This window comes from Archangium sp. (genome assembly GCF_036277355.1).
Taxonomy (GTDB): domain Bacteria; phylum Myxococcota; class Myxococcia; order Myxococcales; family Myxococcaceae; genus Archangium.
Window position 1 is genome coordinate 37,798 of record NZ_DASUNC010000027.1, and the last position, 18,344, is coordinate 56,141.

The window sequence follows — 18,344 nt, forward strand, 5'->3', positions numbered from 1 at the left end:
TCCTCTCTACCTGGGTTGGGGCGGCTTGAGGGGCAGGGTGACGAGGAAGGTCGCCCCCTGGCCGGGAGTGCTCCGCGCGCCGATGCACCCACCGTGTCTCTCGACGATCTTCCGGCAGATCGCCAGACCAATTCCCGTGCCCTCGTATTTGCCGCGCCCGTGCAGCCGTTGGAAGACGTTGAAGATGCGGTCGAGGTACTTCTCGTCGAAGCCGATGCCGTTGTCCGCCACCCGGAGCTCGTACTGGCCCGCGTTCGCATCCACGGTGGCCGAGATGGAGACGGCCGGCACCACGCCCTCCCGGCGGAACTTGAGGGCATTGCTCAAGAGGTTCTGGAGCAGCTGGCGCATCTGCATCGGCTCGGCCTGGAGCGTGGGCAGCTCGCTCACCGAGACGGACGCGCCCGCCTGCTCGATGGCCGTCTCCAGGTCCATCAGCACCTCGCGGGCGACCCGGCCGAGGTCCACGCGGGCGAAGGTGGGCGCCTTGGAGGAGATGCGCGAGAAGGAGAGCAGGTCGTCGATCAACCTGCGCATGCGGCCCGCGGCGTTGTTCATCCGCTCGAGGTAGTCGCGGCCCTCGGGGCTCAGGGCCGAAGCGCACGTCGTCTTCAGGCGCTCGCCGAAGGTCTGGATCTTCCGCAGCGGCTCCTGCAGGTCGTGCGAGGCCACGGACGCGAAGCTCTCCAGCTCCCGGTTGGACTGCTCCAGGCGGAACTGGGTCCGCTTGAGGTCGGAGATGTCCATCAGGCTCATGGTGAAGCCGGCGACCCGGTCCCCCGAGCGGATCGGCGCCAGGTGCACGCCGAACCATTCGGGACCGTAGCCGATGTTGGGCCGGTGCTCGTAGAAGACGGGCTCGCCCGTGGTGAGGACATGCCGGACGTGGCCCCGTACCATCTCCAGGTCTTCCGATGGGGTGAACTCGTAGTACCGCCTGCCCACCACGTCGGAGAGCTTCAGACCCGGGAAGGTGTAGTTCATGAACTGGATCCGCTCGTCGGCGTCGCACGCCATCATCGCGACCGGCGACTGCGCGACCAACACCTCCGCGCCGAACATCCCGTCCGGATGGACGCGACGCGACTCGAGCTCACCGGCCAGCGTGTTGAGCGCCGTGGCCACCGGCGTCAGGGGCCCCTCTCCCACCCGGCACCGGACATGGGGCTCGTTCGCCACCATCCTGGCGATCACCTCGAGCAGCTCCTCGACCGTCGTTTCCCGAGGCGGAGCAGTGGAGGCATCGGAGGGGAGAGCGTCCCCCTGGGCACTACGGCGCGTTTCCAAGCAGGTGCCCCCTGATGGCACTTCGTGTCGACTGGACGAGGCCCCCACCGGGCCCCGCGCCTTTATTTTGATGGCAAGAAAGCGGCTGAATCAAACCAGCCCCTGGGGTGTAACTCAGGTACGGAAGTAACGGCCAGCGGCCTCCCGTACCCTACCTTCGCCCACGAGCTTGAGCAGCACCGCGAGTGCACTCCGTTCCGCCACCGGGTGGAGAAAGGGAGGTGTGTCCGAGTACGCCCGCTCGACCACCTGCTCGAGCGAGACGCCGTCCGCGGGCACGGCCTCCACGATGCGGGCCTCGCGCGCCGCGCGGTGGTCCAGGTACTCCTGGAGCTTGGCCGGCCCGTCGGGAATCGCCGTGCCGTGCGAGGGGTGCAGCGTCGTCACCGGCCAGTCCCTCAGGCGGGCGAGCTGCTTCAGGTACTCGGCCATGTCGCCCTCGGGCGGGTCGATGACGATGGAGCCCACGCTGGCCACCATGTCGCCCACCACCGCCGCGTGCGTCCGCTCGTCCACCAGGCACAGGTGGCCCCGGGCGTGCCCCGGCGTGTACAGCACGCGCCAGCGCTGGGGCGGGCTGCCCGCGAGCTCCAGCACCTCGCCGTCCTCCAGCAGGCGGGCCGCCGGCACGTCCACCCGGTCCGCCGTCCGCGCGTGGCACCACAGCGGCACCTTCAACCGCTCCGTCACCGCGCGCACGCCGCCCACGTGGTCCCCATGGTGGTGCGTGAGGACCACCGCCTGGACGCGGTGCCCCTCCTGCAGCAGCCCGTCCACCATCTTCAGCAGCCGCTCCACCTCGGCCTCGTCGTCCGCGCCCGGGTCCACGATGAGCAGCTCGCCGTTGCCCAGCACGTACGCGTTGGTGTGCGTGGCGGGAGGCAGCGTGGCCGTGCGCAGCGGGAACACCCGCACGCCCTGGTGGAACTCGATGCGCTGGGCGATGAAGTCCGGGCAGTCCGGCTGATCTCTCAGGCGCGCCAGGGCCCGCTCCGGCGTGTCGAAGTCCGCCATCACCCGCAGCACGTGCAGGGCGGGCGGGTGCAGCAGCGCGGTGCCCTGCTCCCAGCGGGCCAGCGCGTCGGCCGGCTTCACCCACGCGGCCTCCGACAGCTCCCCGGGCCAGCACTCGGCCTGGGCGTACTCGGGCGTCTCCACCAGGTAGAAGAAGGTGTCGAAGCGCACGGGGGCGAACTCCGGCGTCACCCACCGCCCCGCGTCCGGGAAGTCCTCCGCCCGGAGCACCAGGCCATGCCGCTGGAGCAACTCCGACCACGTGCTCCGCTTCTCCAGCAGCGCGCGGCGGGCTTCCCGCACGTCCTCCGGGCTCAGCCGCCGGGCGCCCTCGGCCACCAGCACCCCGGCCTCCTCGAGCAGCTCGCGCGCCGCCGCCACCCGCAGCGCCGCGTCCTGCCCCGAGGCCCCGCGCACCGGCACCAGCGCGTCCGTCTTGTCCACCTTGCCGCCAGGGAAGGCATAGAAGCCCCCGGCGAAGGCGAGCGCCTTCTCGCGCCGCACCCAGAAGACCTCCACGCCCTCCGGCGTCCTGCGGTAGGGCACCACCACCGACGCGGGCCTCGTCGCCGCCACGGGGGGCGGCGGGGGCATCCCGGGAAACGCCTCGCTCATGATTGAACCGCCTGTCCCAACAGCCGCGCCATCATGTTGCGCGCGTCCTCGATTTGATCCGGCCGGACGTACAGCCGCGACAGCCTCACCGCGCCGCTGTAGCGCTGGTAGAGCGGCGTGTAGCGGGCCACCTCCGTCAGCCGGCCGGTGGACATGTCGGCGATGAAGAGGCTCGGGCCCGAGCCCTCCGAGAAGTACTTGGAGAGCACCCCCTTGGACTCCACCGTGAAGTGCTCGAAGCCGCCCGTCACCAGCGCGCTGCGCAGCACCTCGAGGTCATAGCCCACGTCCCGCTCGGTGAACTGCGCCAGCAGCTTGAAGCCCCGGCGCGTGGAGATGCGCTCGGCCCACTGGTTCCTCGAGCGCCGCAGCGTGTACCAGAGCGCCACGTCGTCGCAGGTGAGGAAGGCCTCCGGGTCCGAGGGAATCTCGAACTCGCCGGGCGCCTCCTCGTAGTAGCGCCGCAGCATGTAGTCGAAGTTCACCGAGGTGTGGTGGTAGTAGACGGAGACGAACATGTGGTAGCGGCTGAGGAGGAAGTCCTCGAAGGCGAACGCCGCCGCCCGGCTCAGCGCCAGGTAGACGCGCCCATCCTTCACCGCCGGATTCAGGTTCGAAATGAGCCAGTCCATGTCGTACCGGCCGTAGTTGACTCCCGTATAGAAGGAGTCGCGCACCAGGTAGTCCATGCGGTCCGCGTCCAGCTCGCCGGAGACGATGGCGCGCAGGAGCGGCGTCCAGTCCACCCCCCCGTGCGAGAAGCCAGGGTCCTGCGGCGCCCGGGCCCCGGTGATGAGGCCCACCACCGCCGCGGGGGTGATGCCCATCGGCCCATAGCGCTGCTCGATGATGGGGGTGAGCGAGCTGTCCAGCAGGAGCTTGGCGGTGAAGTCCTCGTGGGTGGCCTGCTCTCCCTCCGCCACGGCATCCAACCAGGGGGGCAGCCGCAGGGAGGCTCGCGACGGGGCGATGCGCTCCGAGGCGTGGGAGAGCGGCATGTGGCCCAGGTCATGACACAGCACGGCCAGACGCACCGCGGCACTGAAGCGGCCGCGAATGTCCACGGGGAGACTGGAGCGGCCGGTGACGGCCTGGAAGACTCGGGAGGCGACGTGCATCGCGCCCAGGGAGTGGGCGTGCCGGGTGTGGGTAGCGCCGGGGAAGGCCAGGTCGCCGAAGCCCAACTGCCGGACGTGGCGCAGCCGCTGGTAGTAGCGGCTGTCGATGACGGCCTTCTCCTCGTCACTCACGTCGATGGTGCCGTGAATGGGGTCGCGAATCCGCATGGTTCTCCTCTCATACTTCCGGGACCAGCTCGGCGGCCAGCCAAACGGGCCATCTGTGAACTGTCATCCCCCGGGGGGACGTGCTAACCCTCGCCGCCGCACACGCACCGCGCATGCATATCGCCATCCTGTACAACCGAGACCATGAGCTGTTGGAGGACGACCCGGGTCGGGAGGCGCGAGAAGACGTGACGCGCGTGGCTTCCGCCCTGTCGGACGCCCTCTCCCACGGGGACACCCACGCCGAGCCGCTCGCCGTCGAGGGCTCCGGCCTGGAGTTCGTGGACACGCTCGCCCGGATGCAGCCCGACCTGGTCATCAACCTCTGCGAGTCCGTGGCCGCGGATGCCCGGGGCGAGATGGTCATCCCCTGCCTGCTGGACATGCTCGGGCTGCCCTATACCGGCTCGCCGGCGCTCTCGCTGGGGCTGGCGCTGCACAAGGACAAGGCCAAGGAGCTGCTCAAGGCGCGCGGCGTGTCCACGCCGGGGTTCGCCCGGTTGGACCGCGTCGAGGACGTGGCCACGCTGGAGCTGCCCTTCCCGCTCATCGTCAAGCCCGCGCGCGAGGACGCCAGCGTGGGCATTACGAGCGACTCGGTGGTGCACGACCGGGCCTCCCTGGGCCGCGCCGTGGAGGCCGTGCTGCGCACCTTCCACCAGCCCGCCCTCGTGGAGCAGTTCATCCCCGGGCGCGAAATCTACGTGCCGCTGCTGGGCAACCACCCGCGCCGGGCGCTGCCCCTGACGGAGATCCGCTTCGGCAAGCTCTTCGAGGACCGGCCCAACATCGTCACCTACGCGGCGAAGTGGGAGTCCGAGTCGCCCGACTACCAGAACACCCCCACCGCGCCCTGCCTGCTGGAGGACGCCGCGCTGGAGGCCCGCCTGGTGCGCACGGCGATGGATGCCTTCGCCGCCCTCGAGTGCCAGGACTACGGCCGCGTGGACCTCCGGGTGACTCCGGAGGGCGTGCCCTACGTCATCGACATCAACCCCAACTGCGACCTCCACCCGGAGGCGGGATTCGCCAAGGCCGCTCGCGTGGCCGGCATCGACTACCCCGCACTGGCCAACCGGCTGGTCGAGATCGCACTAGAGAGAGCCCATGCCCATGGACATCCGACCGCTCGAAGGAAAGGACCGGGAGCCACTCGCCTCCCTGATCCGTCGAATCGAAACGTTCTCGCAGGAAGAAATGGGAGTCGCGATCGAGCTCGTCGATCTCGCGCTTCAGCCGAATAACCCCGACTACAAGATTCTCGTCGCGGACCGGGACGGCTCGCTGGTGGGGTACGTGTGCTACGGCCCCACGCCGATGACGGAGGGGACGTACGACCTGTACTGGATCGCGTCCGACCCGACGGTGCGTGGGCAGGGCATCGGCGCCTCGCTGATCTCCGGCATGGAGGCGGACCTGCGCCGCATCCAGGCCCGCATCATCCGCGTGGAGACGAGCGCCACCGAGGCCTACGGTCCCACCCGCGGCTTCTACGCCTCCATGAAGTACACCGAGGAGGCGCGCATCCGCGACTTCTACAAGGTTGGCGACGACCTCATCATCCTCACCAAGCGGGTCTGACGAGCCACCCGCCCCCGCGCCGGAGCGCAGCCAGCGATGCGACTTCCCAGCAGAGTCCTCCTTCCCGTGGGCGCCGCGCTGCTGAGCCTGGCGCTCGTGCAGTGCAAGCAGCAGGAGCCCGCGCCCCGGGCGGCCCCCGTCCAGGCCCGGACGACGCAGCAGCCCCAGGAGCAGCAGGCGCAACAGGCGCAGGCTCCGGCCACCGTGTCCGACGTGCTCAAGGCCCCCCGTCCCCAGGGCGGCGAGTACCTGGGCCTCTACCTGGTGGACAAGAAGGTGGGCTACGTCTTCAACGACCTGGCCCTCGTCCCGGGCCGCGCGGACCGGGTGCGCAGCATCAACGAGCTGCACTTCAAGGCGCAGGTGGGTGCCCGGCTCTCCGAGCGCGTCCACCGGGAAGAGCGCATCTACGAGTCGCGGCCCGGCGGCAAGCTGGTGGCCTTCACCATCGAGCAGCGGGGTGACGGCGGCAACCAGACGCTGGTGGGTACGGTGATGGCCGGCGGGATGAGCGTGGTGCGCAAGCGTCCGGGCCTGCCGGACGAGACGGTGAACCTGCCAGCCACGACGGAGTTGGTGGAGGACGCCGACCAGGTGCGCGTGGCGCTGCTGCGCCAGACGAGCGTGAGCGGCAGCGCGCTGGATGGGACGGACCTCGGCACCTACAAGATGAGCACCACGGTGCAACCGGCCGAGGAGCGGCTCATCAGCGGCGTCAAGGTGAAGGTGGGCAAGGCCGTCAGCCTGTCGGAGAAGGAGAAGGTGCCCGTCACGGCGTGGGTGGCCGAGGACGGACGCCTGCTGGAGCTGGAGTACGGCCAGACGATGAAGGCCCGCGCCGAGCCCGAGGACGTGGCGAAGCGGCTGGACATGGTGGAGGTGTTCGGCCTCACGCGCGTCGTGCTGCCCAGGGCCCTCCCCCCCGAGGCGCAGGCCATCCCCGGACAGGTGAAGCTGGTGGTGGAGAACCTGCCGGAGAAGTTCCAGCGCGACACCTACCGGCAGACGTACCAGGCGCAGCCGGACGGGCGCGTGCTGGTGACGCTGTCGGCGCGGCCCCCCGAGCCGAAGAAGCTCGCGCCCAGGCCCCTCAAGGACCCCGAGGGCGGCGAGAACCTCAAGAGCTCCATCATCGTCGAGAGCGACAGCACGCAGATCCGCGAGCTGGCCGCGCAGCTGGTGGGCACCGAGAAGGACGCCTACACGGCGGCGAAGAAGATCGTCGGCTGGGTGGCCACGAACCTGAAGAAGGACTACGGGGCGAGCGCGGACCGGGCCACTGACGTGCTGCGTCAACGCAAGGGGGACTGCACGGAGCACTCGCTGCTGACGGTGTCCCTGCTGCGCGCCTCGGGCATCCCCGCACGGAGGGTGGATGGCGTCATCTACATGGTGAACCAGGACGGGGTGCCCGCCCTCTACTGGCACGAGTGGGTGGAGGCCTTCGTGGGCGAGTGGACCCAGATGGACCCCACCTTCAACCAGGAAGTCGCGGATGCCACCCACTTCGGGGTGGGCCAGGAGGCAAACGCGGAAATCACCCCGCTGATCGGCTCCCTCAAGGTCGTCGAGGTGAAATAGGGGGGGCCAGGAACCCCCCCTCTTGGCAACACGTTGGGGAGTCGACTATGGAGCCCCTGCCTTTGTGGCAATCATTACGGGGGTTACATGAACAAGTTGACTCAGAAGTTCCTGGCGGTCTCGCTGCTCGCCCTCGCGGGCTGTGAGGGCGAGGCCAACAGTGGCCGGCTCGTGGGCTTCATCGTGGACGGCCAGACCGGTCAGCGGTTGAACTTCTTCAAGGAGACGGGCGAGAAGGGCAACCTGGGCGACGACGCCGACGCCACGAGCCAGGTGTACGCGATCATCGACGGTGAGTTCCGCCGGGCGAAGCCGTGCGGCCGCGGCGATCTGAACGACAAGAACGCCATCGAGGCGGACGGTTGCTTCCAGATCGACAACATCCCCGAGGGGATGACCATCCCCGTCTTCGCGCAGGCCCCGGGCTACGAGCGCTTCGTCGGTGAGTACACCTACGCGCTGCTCGACTACGATCAGGAGCACGCGCAGAAGGTGGCCAACATCCGGCTGTTCCCCAAGGGCTTCTCGGTGGACTACCGGCTCAACGTGAGCTTCAACAACAACCCGGTGCCCAACGCGCAGGTCATCTGCCAGTACACGCCGACGACCGCCAACACGCTGCAGGTGTCGGGCATCTTCATGGATCCGGTCACCACCGGGACCACCACCGTCACCGCCACGACCAATGCGGATGGCGTGGCGGCCATCCCGGGCTCGGCGCTCGTCAATGGCGCGAGCTACCGCTGCGAGGCGGTGATGGCGCAGTCCATGGACGGGCTGACGCTGTCGGGACAGGGCAACTTCACGGCCGGCGTGAGCCAGGCCGAGCAGCGCATGACGATGACCACCAGCGGCTCGACCGACACCCTGCTCTACGCGGTGCGCTCCAACGCGGACGACACCAGCAAGCTGATGGGCGCGGACGGCAAGCTGATCATCACCTTCAACCGCGCCGTGGAGATCGTCCCGGGCACGGCGGACTGCCAGTACGCCACGGCCTCCATCGGCTTCCCGGACGCCGACGGTGTCACGGGCGCCATCTACCCGACGCCCGCGGGCTCCACCACCAACGGCGTGTCGGAGTCCGTCACCGCGGACATCTCCACCGACGGCCTCACGCTGACGCTGGGCTTCAAGGCGGAGCGGCCGTTCGATCCGGATGATCGCGGCACCTACGTCAACTTCAGCGGCATCATCGTGCGTCCGCGCGGCACCACGTCCTCCTCCGAGATCCGCGCCATCGGTGGCGTGGGCGCGTGCCCGGCCGTCGCCGGCTACAGCGTGGGCGACGTATCCAACCTGCGCACGGGCGGCTCCGATCAGCTCAACTACATCCAGCTCTTCTGAGCCTCGGATGGTGAGCCCGGAGCGAGCGGAAGCCATCGCTCGCTTCGGGTAGGAGCGGACGCTCATGGCCACACAGGGCCATGGGCTCCGCTCATGAAGTGAGCTTTCTCGCGAGCTCGCCCGGATCCTTCATGGGCGGCTCGCAGGCGAAGTGGCGGCACAGGTACGCGGCGCCCTGGCCTCCTACCGGCTCGCGGCCCTCGAAGGTCTCCCGCATCGACGGCGGCACCGGCGCTCCCGGCTCCTTCCACGCGAAGGCGAAGGTCGGAGCGTAGGCCGCCCGCGTCACCGACAGCAGCGGCTCCACCGCTTCCCGGCTCCCCGAGAAGGTGACGCTCGGTGCGCCCTCCACCAGCGCGTCCGCGGCCAGTCCCAGGTGCCCGTAGCCCATCGGGTTCTGCCGCAGCTGCTCGCGCATGCGCGAGACGTAGCGCTCGGCCAGGTCCAGGTACTGCTTGTTGCCCGTCAGCGCCGCCAGCGCCACCTGCGCCTCCGTCAGCGTCGAGGCCCCCGAGGGAAACGCGTTGTCGAACGTCGCGTAGGTGGCCACCACCAGGTCCTGCTGCTCCCTGGGCGCCGTCAGGTACGCCTGCTTCTCCCCATCCCAGAAGCGCGCCTCCGCCGCCTTCACCAGCGCCTGCGCCGCCTCCAGGTACTTCGGCTCGAAGGTGGCCTGGTACAGCGCCGTCAGCCCCGAGGCCAGGTCCCCGTAGTCCTCGAGGAACCCCGGGATGCGCGCCTGCCCCTCCTGGTACGAGCGCAGCAGCCGCTGCCCGTCCCACAGCTCCTTCAACAGGAAGTCCGCCGCCCGCCGCGCCACGTCCACCCAGTCCGCCCGCTCGAAGACGCGTCCCGCGAAGGCCAGGCCCCGCATCATCAGCCCGTTCCACCCCGCGAGGATCTTCTCGTCCCGCCCCGGCTTCACCCGCTTCTCCCGCGCCTCGAAGAGCTTGCGCCGGGCCTCCCCCAGCCGCGCCGCCACCTCCTCCACCGGGAGCTGGAAGTCCTTCGCCAGCGTCTCCACCGGCACCACCGCCTCGAGCACCGTCGCGCCGTGCTCGAAGTTGCCTCCCGGGGAGAGCCGGAAGTGGCGCAGCGCCAGCTCGGCCAGCTCCGGCGTCAGCACCTCCCTCACCTGCTCGGGCTTCCAGACGAAGAACTTCCCTTCCTCGCCCTCGCTGTCCGCGTCCTGCGTGGCGTAGAAGCCGCCGCGCGCGTCCGTCATCTCGCGCCGCACGTACTCCGCCGTCTCCTCCACCACCTTGCGCCACAGCGGCCTCGGCGCCACCTGGTACGCCTCCGTGTACAGGTGCAGCAGCTGTGCGTTGTCGTACAGCATCTTCTCGAAGTGCGGCACCGTCCACCGCTCGTCCACCGAGTAGCGGTGGAACCCTCCCCCCAACTGGTCGTAGATGCCGCCGAGCGCCATCCGCTCCAGCGTCAGCAACACCGCTTGCTTCAGCGCCTCGTTGCCACTGTTGCGCCGCCAGGCCCGGAGCATCAGCGCCACGTTCATCGGGTTGGGGAACTTGGGCGCGCCACCGAAGCCCCCGTTCACCCCGTCCACCCGGCGCAGCATGGACTCGCCCATGGCCACGATGTCCTCGCCCTTCAGCGTCCCCGCCACCGCGTCCAGGCCGTAGCCGGCCAGCTCGCCCAGTCCCTCGCGGAACTCCTCCGACTGCCGCAGCACCTCCTCGCGCTTCGCCGTCCACGCGTTGTGCAGCGCCTCCAGCACCTTCGGGAAGCCCGGCCTCCCGTACTTGTCTCCCGGCGGGAAGTACGTGCCCCCGTAGAAGGGCAGCAGGTCCGGCGTCAAAAACACCGTCAGCGGCCACCCACCGCCCTGCCCCATCAGCTGCACCACGCCCTGGTAGATTTGATCCACGTCCGGCCGCTCCTCGCGGTCCACCTTCACGTTGATGAACCACTCGTTCATCAACCCGGCGATGGTGGGGTCCTCGAAGGACTCGTGCGCCATGACGTGGCACCAGTGGCAGGCCGAGTAGCCCACCGACAGCAGGATGGGCTTGTTCTCCGCCCGGGCCCGCGCGAAGGCCTCGTCCCCCCAGGGGTACCAGTCCACCGGGTTCGACGCATGCTGGCGCAGGTAGGGCGACGGCTCTCGCGCGAGGCGGTTCTTCGCACCGGAAGACGGAAGCTGGGCCACGGGATGCTCCTGACGAAGGGGGCGGGCTCACTGTGATAAGGGGCGCACACGGCGCGAGCAAGCGCCTCCGAGCGTGCGTGTCCCCCGGTACCCTTCCGAGTGTTCAAGGCCGGGTGGAAAAGGGGCTGGGCAAATGCCCCGGGTTGCGCTTTGTCCTGGGTCGTGGCCGAGCCCCTCCCCACCCGTGCCCCCTCCCCCGTGACGCTCAGCCTCGTGCTGCTGGCGGTGAGCGCCGGGGTGCGGCTCGCGCTCGCCTTCGGCACGGACATCTACTTCGACGAGGCCTACTACTGGCAGTGGGCCCAGCACCTCGACTGGGGCTACTACGATCACCCGCCCCTGGTGGCCTGGCTCATCGCCGCGCTCGGCATCCGGCTCACGGCGCTGCTGTGCGGCGCGGGCACCGTGGCCGCGGTGTGGGGACTCGCCCGGGACGTGTACGGAGACAGGGAAGCGGCCTGGCGCGCGGCGGCGCTGTGGAGCGTGGTGCCCGCGGGCGTCCTCGCCGGAGTCTGGGCCACGCCCGACACGCCCCTGCTGCTCTGCTGGGTGCTCGCGCTGTGGGCGCTGTACCGCGAGCGGTGGGTGCTGGCGGGGCTCGCCTGCGGGCTGGCGCTGCTGTCCAAGTACCCGGGCGTCCTGCTCGCCGCGGCCTTCGTCGCCGCCTGCGTGCGCGCGCGCCGCCTGCCCGCGGGAGCGTGGCTCACCGCGCTGCTCGGGGTGCTGCTCTTCCTGCCCGTCGTGCTGTGGAACGCGCGGCATGACTGGGTGGGCTTCGCCTTCCAGCTCAAGCACGGCCTCGGGGGCACCGGGGGCTGGCGCAGCTTCGGGGAGTTCCTCGCCGGCCAGCTCGCGCTCGGCGGCCCCGTGCTGCTGGCGTTGACCGTTGTGTACGTCCTCCGCGGCCCAAGGGAGCAGTTCCTCCTGCGCGCGGCGGCGGCCGCTCCCCTGCTCCTCTTCGGCTACGCGTCCATCCGCACCCGGGGCGAGGCCAACTGGCCGGCCGCCGCGTACCTCTCCGCGTGCGTGGGACTCGCGGGCATGCGCCCCGGGTGGTTCCGCGCCGCGGCGCTCGTCAACCTGGCCGGAGTGCTCGCGGTGGGCTCGCACCTGCTCTTCCCCGTGCTGCGCTTCGAGCGCGACGTGCCCCTGGCCCGCACCCACGGCTGGTCCGTGCTGGCCCGGCTCGCCGAGCCCTCGCGGCTCTTCCCCGGACTCGAGCGCGAGGACGTGGCCGGCGTGTTCTCCCCCAGCTACCAGCTCGCCTCCGAGGTGGCCCGGTACGCCCGGCTGCCCACGAGCACCGCGGGCGGCGCCCGCTACAGCCAGTATGACCTCTGGCCCAGACCGGCGGTGGCGCCCGGCCAGGACGCGTTGTGGCTCACCGAGGACAAGCCGCCTCCCGAGGAGCTGACGGCGCGCTTCGCCTCGGTGGAGGGGCCGGTGGAGCTGCCCGCCGACTTCCGGGGGCGCCGCGTGCACACCTTCTTCGTCTGGCGGCTGCGCGACGCGAGGCCCTGAGGCCCGGCCCGGACGGCCGCTCCGCCACATCCGCTATGCTGCGCCGCTCCTTCCCTTCCGTGGAGCACGCGATGCAGCGCAGCCGACTCGCCGTCCTGCTGTTTCTCCCGTTGGTCTTCGCCACCGGATGTCCCGACCCCCAGTGCAAGGACGACTCCTGTGACGGCGGCGATGCCGGACTGGACGCCGGAGTGGATGGCGGCGCCGTCGACACGGGGGACTTCGAGGCCAACGGTCCCCTCGCCAACTGCCACTTCATCCAGGGCACCACGGGCACGCAGTGTGGGGAGCTCCCCAGCTTCGACCTGTCCGCGTGCCCGCGCTCCACGCTCGGCGGCGCCAGCCAGGAAGGCGTCTTCACCACGCACCTGCGCGGCGAGCAGAACGATGGCGGCGCGCGCTACTACATGCAGAGCCATTCGCTGCGCAATGACGGCGGCGTCGAGACCTTCAACAGCTGGTCCACACTCAGCCCCACCATGAACCTCACCAAGCAGTTCGCGAATGACACCTGGTTCGTGGCGCGGCACACCACGAGCCGGCTCGCGGACGGCGGCACGAGCAACGTCACGTGGGGCTATGCCGGCTGCGAGGCCCAGGACACCAACCACGTCACCGGGTGCTACGCCGTGTGCCGCAACGGGCAGACCACGGAGGTGGGCACCTTCAAGACGGCCCGCATCGTGCCCGCGCGCAACGAGAGCGAAGCCAACGGGCTCACGCTCGTCTCCGAGTCGCCCATCAACGACATGTACGCCCCGAGCTACACCTTCGGCCTCCCGGTGGACGTCTACGTCACGAAGAGTCACGCGTATGTCGTGTCGCTCGAGGGCTCGTACCAGGGCTGGGGCGGCCTGTCGGTCTTCGACGTGAGCAACCCCGCGCACCCGCGGCTCGTCAATCAGATCTCCGCCGAGAACGGCTACTGGAACGGCGTCTGGGCCAAGGGAGACGCCCTGTACATCGCCAGCGGCAAGCACGGCGTCATCACCTACGACATCTCCAACCCCGCCAACCCCGTCCTCTCCCACGTGCAGGTCCAGGAGAACGTGGACGCCCACACCGTCTTCGTCGAGGGCAACCACCTCTACGCCATGGGGGCTCCGACGCGCATCTATGACATCTCCACGCCGACCGCGCCCGTGCTGCTCGGCCGCTACGTGCCGCCCGGCGCCGAGTCCTATCCGTACGCCTACGTGCACGATGCCTTCGTCTACAAGGGCCGGATGTACAGCTATTACTGGTCCTACGGCATGCAGATCAGCGACGTCTCCCAGCTGAGCAACGAGCAGGGGCCCGTGGCGCTCGGTAGCTACCGCTACGGCATCCACCGCGATGGCAGCCCGATGCTCAGCTACGCCCGCAGCCACGCGGGCGCCGTGGGCACCTACGTGGACCGGCTCATCGCCTTCGAGGGCGGCGAGACCTGGGGCGCCCACCTGCGCGTGCTCGACGTCACCGACCCCACGCAGGTGAAGCTCATCTCCCGCTACCGCCTGCGCGAGGAGGCCTCCATCCACAACATGATCCTCGATGAGGCCCGCAAGCGGCTCTACATCGCCTACTACCATGAGGGTGTCCGCGTCCTCGACGTCGCCAACCCCGCCCAGCCGCGGGAGATCGGCTACTTCAACACCTTCCGCTCCGAGGACCCGATGCGCGGCCTGGGCTTCTACGAGGGCGCCATCGGCATCCGCGTCCCCAAGGCGCCGGACGTCACCCCCCTCAACGCGGGCCTGATCTACGTCGTCGATACCTCCCGCGGTCTGATGATCCTGCGCGAGACGAAGTGAGAAACCGGGAATCGGGGTGAGCGGCCGAGCAGACCCTCACCCCGGCCCTCTCCCAGAGGGAGAGGGAGCACGTTGAATGATTCCGTCCCCGCGGGCTTCCTCCTAGAGTGAACCCGCTCCCATGAACCTGCTCCTCGTCGCCATCGGGTTGTCCAAGGTGATCTTCGGTGGGCTGGTGGCCGCGCTCGGCATCTGGCTCGCGTTCCGCGGTCTCAACCGGCTGCTCGGCACGGACCCGACCGTCGACCTGCGCCAGGGCAATGCCGCCGCCGGAATCGTCCACGCCGCCAGCCTGCTCGCCCTCGGCGTGCTGGTGAACAACGCCGTCGGCGCCACCTTCGACGCCGTGGACCTCACCTTCCGCGGCACCTCCGTCGCGCCCGGGGCCCTGGCCCGGCTCACCTTCTTCGCCCTCACGCACGTGGGCGTGGCCCTGCTCGTGGGCACCGGGGTGCTCGCGCTCGGCGTGCTCCTCTTCGACAAGATGACTCCCGGCGTCGACGAGCTCGCCGAGGTGCGCCGCGGCAACGTGGCGCTCGCGCTCGTGCTGGCCGCCATCCTCCTCGTGCTCGCGCAGCTCACCGCGCCGGGCCTCCAGGCCACCCTCAACGGCCTCATCCCCTTCCCCGAGCTTCCCCCCTCCACCTTCCAGTCTCCTTCCTGACCGTCCTTGGCCGACCCGCCGACCAGCCCGCGGAAGACGCTCCTCCAGCTCTTCCTCGCCCTCTTGCTCGTCTCGAGCTGCTGCTTCCTCGGGCTGCGCTGGCTCGCTACGCCCGGAGTCGGCTCGCACACCCCCGCGCCAGGCTCGGCCCTGCCTCCCGAGCTGCCCGATACCCGGGGCACCCACCTCGGCATGGTGCTCGTGCCCGACTCCACGCCGCTGAGCCAGGCCCGCACCTATGAGTGGCGCGCCGAGTCGCTCCTGCCTCCCGAGTACCGGGTGGGCTACGGCCTCGGGACGTCGCTCGCGAGCACGCTGGAGGGGCAGCACCGGGCCTATGGCCGGAAGATGCGCTTCCGCGCGCTGAGCCACGCCCGCTTCACCTACCAGGCCCCGCCCGGGTGCCAGCAGGACATGCGCTGCATCTACGCCGAGCTCATGCGCAGCAACGCCGAGCCCGTGCACGCGCTGGGCACCCGCTTCGTCGAGCACATCCGCGCGCGGCACCTGGACTCCCTGGAGGCCGCCGAGCTCATCATCAGCTTCGTCCAGCGCATCCACTACGTGGAGCCCGAGGGAGAGCCCTTCGGCGTCATCCCGCCCGCGCTCGTCGCCGCGCGGGACGAGGGCGATTGCGACTCCAAGGCCGTGCTCGCGGTGATGCTGCTGCGCCAGGCGGGCATCGACGCGGCCATCCTCTACTCGGACCCGCTCGCCCACGCCGCCGTGGGCGTGGCCCTGCCCGTGCACGTGCGCGGCCCGCCCTTCCGCCTCGGCGGCCGCGTGTACCGCTACGCGGAGCTCACCACCGAGGGATGGCCCCTCGGGATGATTCCGCCCCAGCACGACAAGCCCCACTTGTGGAAGGTTCTGCCCCTGCCGGAACTGCCCGGGGAGACGGGCTCGCCTGTTGATGGGGTGGACACTCCCGTGCCCGGAGACGTGGAGTAGTCGAAGCGGCATCTGGCCCGAAGGGTGGGTTCCCCGAGCACGCCCGGGGACGAAGCTTCACCTCCCAACCCCGAGGCGCCCCCCCGCCGAGCCCTTCTTCATCCACCGTACTTCTTCACTCGCATTGGCTCGCTCCGTTGCGTCCCGTTCGACACTCGGGTCGCACCGGAGTGCGTGGTGGGCACCCCTTACCGGAGGTCGCCGTGCCGTCCATCTCCCGCTGGCTCATCCTGTCGTTGCTCGGCCTGTGGACCCTACCCGCCTGCCTCGCGCTGCCTCCCGAGCAGGAGGACGAAGCCGCCCTCGAGGCACCCGCTCCCGAGCCACAACACGTGGCCCAGGCCCTCACGGGGAGTGACGGGCTCGCCACCCCGGGCTGCCTCGCCGGGCCCCTGCTGTCCGCCCTCGGAAAGAGCCGCGTGCTCGTCGGCGGGAAGATGAGCGATGCCATCGCCTCGCAGGCGCCGTTCGACGTCCGCTACCTGTACCTCGCGGGTGGGTTGTTCGACTCGGCCGAGCCCTGTGGCTCGTGTCTGAGCTGCACCGCCCAGGCGCACTCCTGCTCCAACGCGAGCGGTGGCTGCGCGTGGTGGGGCTGCTGGCAGTGGGACCAGCAGGCCCCGGGGCAGTACCTGCGCGACTTCCTCCAGGCCGCCGCCGCCCGCCGGCAGATTCCGATGATCACCTACTATGAGATCCTCCACGCCAGCGGCGCCGTCGATGGGACCGCCGAGGTGCTGCGGGTGGTGGATGTCTCGCTCATGCGGCGCTACTTCAACGACTGGCGCTTCGTGCTGAAGCAGATTGGAAGCTCCACCGCGCTGCTCCACCTCGAGCCGGACTTCTGGGCCTACGCGCAGTTCCTCGCCGTGGATCCCCGCCTGCTGCCCGCGGCCGTCGCCTCGGCCAATCCCACTGACTGCGGGCATCTGCCGAACTCGGTGGCTGGGATGGGGCGCTGCCTCATCTCCATGGCTCGCAAGTACGCACCCAACGCCAAGGTGGGCCTGCATGCCTCGGCGTGGGCCACGAAGATCGACGCCCACCTCAACACCAACCCGCTGTTCGACGTAACGGTCGAGGCCCGCAAGGTGGCCGACTTCCTGAGCCTGTGCGGCGCCGCCGAGGGAGACTTCGTCGTCGTCGAGGCCAGTGACCGCGATGCCCAGTGGTACGAGGTCACCACGGGCACCCGGCGCTGGTGGGACCCGAGCAACTTCAACTACCCCAGCTTCCGCCAGGCCTTCACGTGGTCCAAGGCCCTCTCCGAGCGGCTCGGAAAGCCCCACCTGTGGTGGCAGCTCCCCGTGGGCAACATGTCCCTGCCCGGCACCTGGGAGCAGTGGCGCGACAACCGGCTGGACTACTTCTTCGACCACCCCGACCAGGTCGCCGCCGCTCATGGGTTCGGCATGGTGTTTGGCGCCGGCATGGAAGGACAGACCAATCCCTCCACCGATGGCGGGAACTTCGTGCGGCGCTCGAAGGCCTATTTCTCCAGTGGCGGGCAGCCCGTGTGTCCCTCGGGACTGAGTGAGACGCGGTAGGGGGCACGGGTTCAAGTCCCGTACTCCTCGCCAATAGAAGGGCCCGGAATCAAGAGGGAAACCTCAACGATTCCGGGCCCTTCGCCTTTTCTCATCCACCTGTCTTTCCCGGCGTCGCGGAGCCCGTCTCCAGCATGTCTCCAGAAAGCTGGGGGTCCGCTGTGTCGAGCAGGCTGATGGCCGCGTCCTTCGCCGCCGGGGTGAGGTGCATGTACCGCTGCGTGGTGGTGAGGCTCTCGTGGCCCGCCAGCTCCTGGATGGCCTTGGCGGGAGCCCCACGCATCGCCAGCCGCGAGCAGAAGGTATGCCGGAGGATGTGGAGCGCCCCGGTGACCGGCAGCCCGGCCCGTGTCTGTGCCTTCTTCATCCAGCGGGAGACGGTGGCCCTGGCCACGGGCTCGCCGTCGTCGCGGTAGAGCACCCGGGCCCCTCGCAGGTGACGGTTGGCCGCCAACAACGCCGCCAGCCGCTTCGTCATCGGCACCCGGCGATCCCGTCCGCCCTTGGGCACGGTGACGTGGCCGCGCCACTCGGCCTGCCGGATGTGGAGCTGGCCCCGGCGGAAGTCGATGTCCGGCCACTCCAGCGCGATGATCTCCCCGCTGCGCAGCCCCGCATCACCCCCGAGGAGCACCATGAGCTGAATGCGCCAGTCCAACTTGCCCGCCGCCTCCACCAGCCGCTCGTACTCCGCGAAGTCGTAGAAGGCCATGGTGGGCTTGGGCGCCTTCAACAGCTTGATGCTCGCGGGCAGCTTGTCGAGCACGCCCCACTCCACGGCCACCTTCAACAGCCGGTTGAACACCGTGAGGACGTTGTTCACCGTCTTGGTGGACAGGTCGCGCAGTGAGCCTGCCCCGGTTTTGTGGACACACCTCATAAGTCGGCTACACGGGAGGTAGTGTTCATGGAGCGAAGGAAGAGGCGGAGTTTCACCCCGGAGTACAGGGCCGATGCGGTCCGACTGGTGCGCGAGGGCAGCAAGAG

Annotated in this window: 14 protein-coding genes; 9 read left to right on the forward strand and 5 right to left on the reverse strand. The window is 69.7% G+C overall.

The window, feature by feature from the left end:
- Positions 1-6: 6 nt before the first annotated feature.
- From VFZ09_RS07580 to VFZ09_RS07590, 3 genes are all read right to left on the reverse strand, one after another.
- Positions 7-1,287: a PAS domain-containing sensor histidine kinase gene (locus VFZ09_RS07580; protein WP_329726816.1), complete on the reverse strand. Its 1,281-nt coding sequence runs from the start codon at positions 1,285-1,287 to the stop codon at positions 7-9.
- 114 nt (positions 1,288-1,401) lie between these two features.
- Positions 1,402-2,916 carry an MBL fold metallo-hydrolase gene (locus VFZ09_RS07585; RefSeq protein ID WP_329726817.1) on the reverse strand — a complete coding sequence of 505 codons (1,515 nt, stop codon included), beginning with the start codon at positions 2,914-2,916 and terminating at the stop codon, positions 1,402-1,404.
- A complete protein-coding gene (locus tag VFZ09_RS07590; RefSeq protein ID WP_329726818.1) occupies positions 2,913-4,202 on the reverse strand; it encodes an HD domain-containing protein in 1,290 nt (429 codons plus the stop codon). The genes VFZ09_RS07585 and VFZ09_RS07590 overlap by 4 nt, the downstream gene beginning before the upstream one ends.
- 113 nt (positions 4,203-4,315) lie before the next feature.
- Between VFZ09_RS07590 and VFZ09_RS07595 the strand changes: the two genes are divergently transcribed.
- From VFZ09_RS07595 to VFZ09_RS07610, 4 genes are all read left to right on the forward strand, one after another.
- Positions 4,316-5,446: a D-alanine--D-alanine ligase gene (locus VFZ09_RS07595; protein ID WP_329726819.1), complete on the forward strand. Its 1,131-nt coding sequence runs from the start codon at positions 4,316-4,318 to the stop codon at positions 5,444-5,446.
- Positions 5,400-5,783 (forward strand): GNAT family N-acetyltransferase, encoded by a 384-nt coding sequence (locus VFZ09_RS07600; protein ID WP_329726820.1) that lies wholly within the window; start codon positions 5,400-5,402, stop codon positions 5,781-5,783. Before VFZ09_RS07595 ends, VFZ09_RS07600 begins: the two co-directional genes overlap by 47 nt.
- A gap of 36 nt (positions 5,784-5,819) precedes the next feature.
- Complete coding sequence (locus VFZ09_RS07605) at positions 5,820-7,364, forward strand: transglutaminase-like domain-containing protein (protein ID WP_329726821.1); 1,545 nt, start codon at positions 5,820-5,822, stop codon at positions 7,362-7,364.
- A gap of 87 nt (positions 7,365-7,451) precedes the next feature.
- Positions 7,452-8,711 (forward strand): hypothetical protein, encoded by a 1,260-nt coding sequence (locus VFZ09_RS07610; RefSeq protein ID WP_329726822.1) that lies wholly within the window; start codon positions 7,452-7,454, stop codon positions 8,709-8,711.
- Between the two features lie 91 nt (positions 8,712-8,802).
- Here the strand turns inward: VFZ09_RS07610 and VFZ09_RS07615 are convergent, their stop codons facing one another.
- Positions 8,803-10,881, reverse strand: a complete 2,079-nt coding sequence (locus VFZ09_RS07615; RefSeq protein WP_329726823.1) for a thioredoxin domain-containing protein — start codon at positions 10,879-10,881, stop codon at positions 8,803-8,805.
- Positions 10,882-11,079: 198 nt separating this feature from the next.
- On the opposite strand from VFZ09_RS07615, the gene VFZ09_RS07620 reads away from it, so the two are divergent.
- The 5 genes from VFZ09_RS07620 to VFZ09_RS07640 all read left to right on the forward strand — a co-directional run bounded on the left by VFZ09_RS07620 (position 11,080) and on the right by VFZ09_RS07640 (position 17,357).
- Entirely contained in the window at positions 11,080-12,402 is a 1,323-nt protein-coding gene (locus VFZ09_RS07620; RefSeq protein ID WP_329726824.1) for a glycosyltransferase family 39 protein, read from the forward strand.
- 71 nt (positions 12,403-12,473) lie between these two features.
- On the forward strand, positions 12,474-14,195 hold the full coding sequence (locus VFZ09_RS07625) for a hypothetical protein (RefSeq protein WP_329726825.1): 1,722 nt from the start codon (positions 12,474-12,476) through the stop codon (positions 14,193-14,195).
- 121 nt (positions 14,196-14,316) lie between these two features.
- The gene (locus tag VFZ09_RS07630) at positions 14,317-14,859 is read left to right on the forward strand and encodes a DUF350 domain-containing protein (RefSeq protein ID WP_329726826.1); all 543 of its coding nucleotides are present in this window, start codon (positions 14,317-14,319) and stop codon (positions 14,857-14,859) included.
- A 6-nt stretch (positions 14,860-14,865) separates the two neighbouring features.
- Positions 14,866-15,810: a transglutaminase domain-containing protein gene (locus tag VFZ09_RS07635; RefSeq protein WP_329726827.1), complete on the forward strand. Its 945-nt coding sequence runs from the start codon at positions 14,866-14,868 to the stop codon at positions 15,808-15,810.
- Between the two features lie 203 nt (positions 15,811-16,013).
- The gene (locus tag VFZ09_RS07640; protein ID WP_329726828.1) at positions 16,014-17,357 is read left to right on the forward strand and encodes a hypothetical protein; all 1,344 of its coding nucleotides are present in this window, start codon (positions 16,014-16,016) and stop codon (positions 17,355-17,357) included.
- A gap of 91 nt (positions 17,358-17,448) precedes the next feature.
- Here the strand turns inward: VFZ09_RS07640 and VFZ09_RS07645 are convergent, their stop codons facing one another.
- Positions 17,449-18,237, reverse strand: a complete 789-nt coding sequence (locus tag VFZ09_RS07645; protein WP_329726829.1) for a site-specific integrase — start codon at positions 18,235-18,237, stop codon at positions 17,449-17,451.
- Positions 18,238-18,344 lie beyond the last annotated feature (107 nt).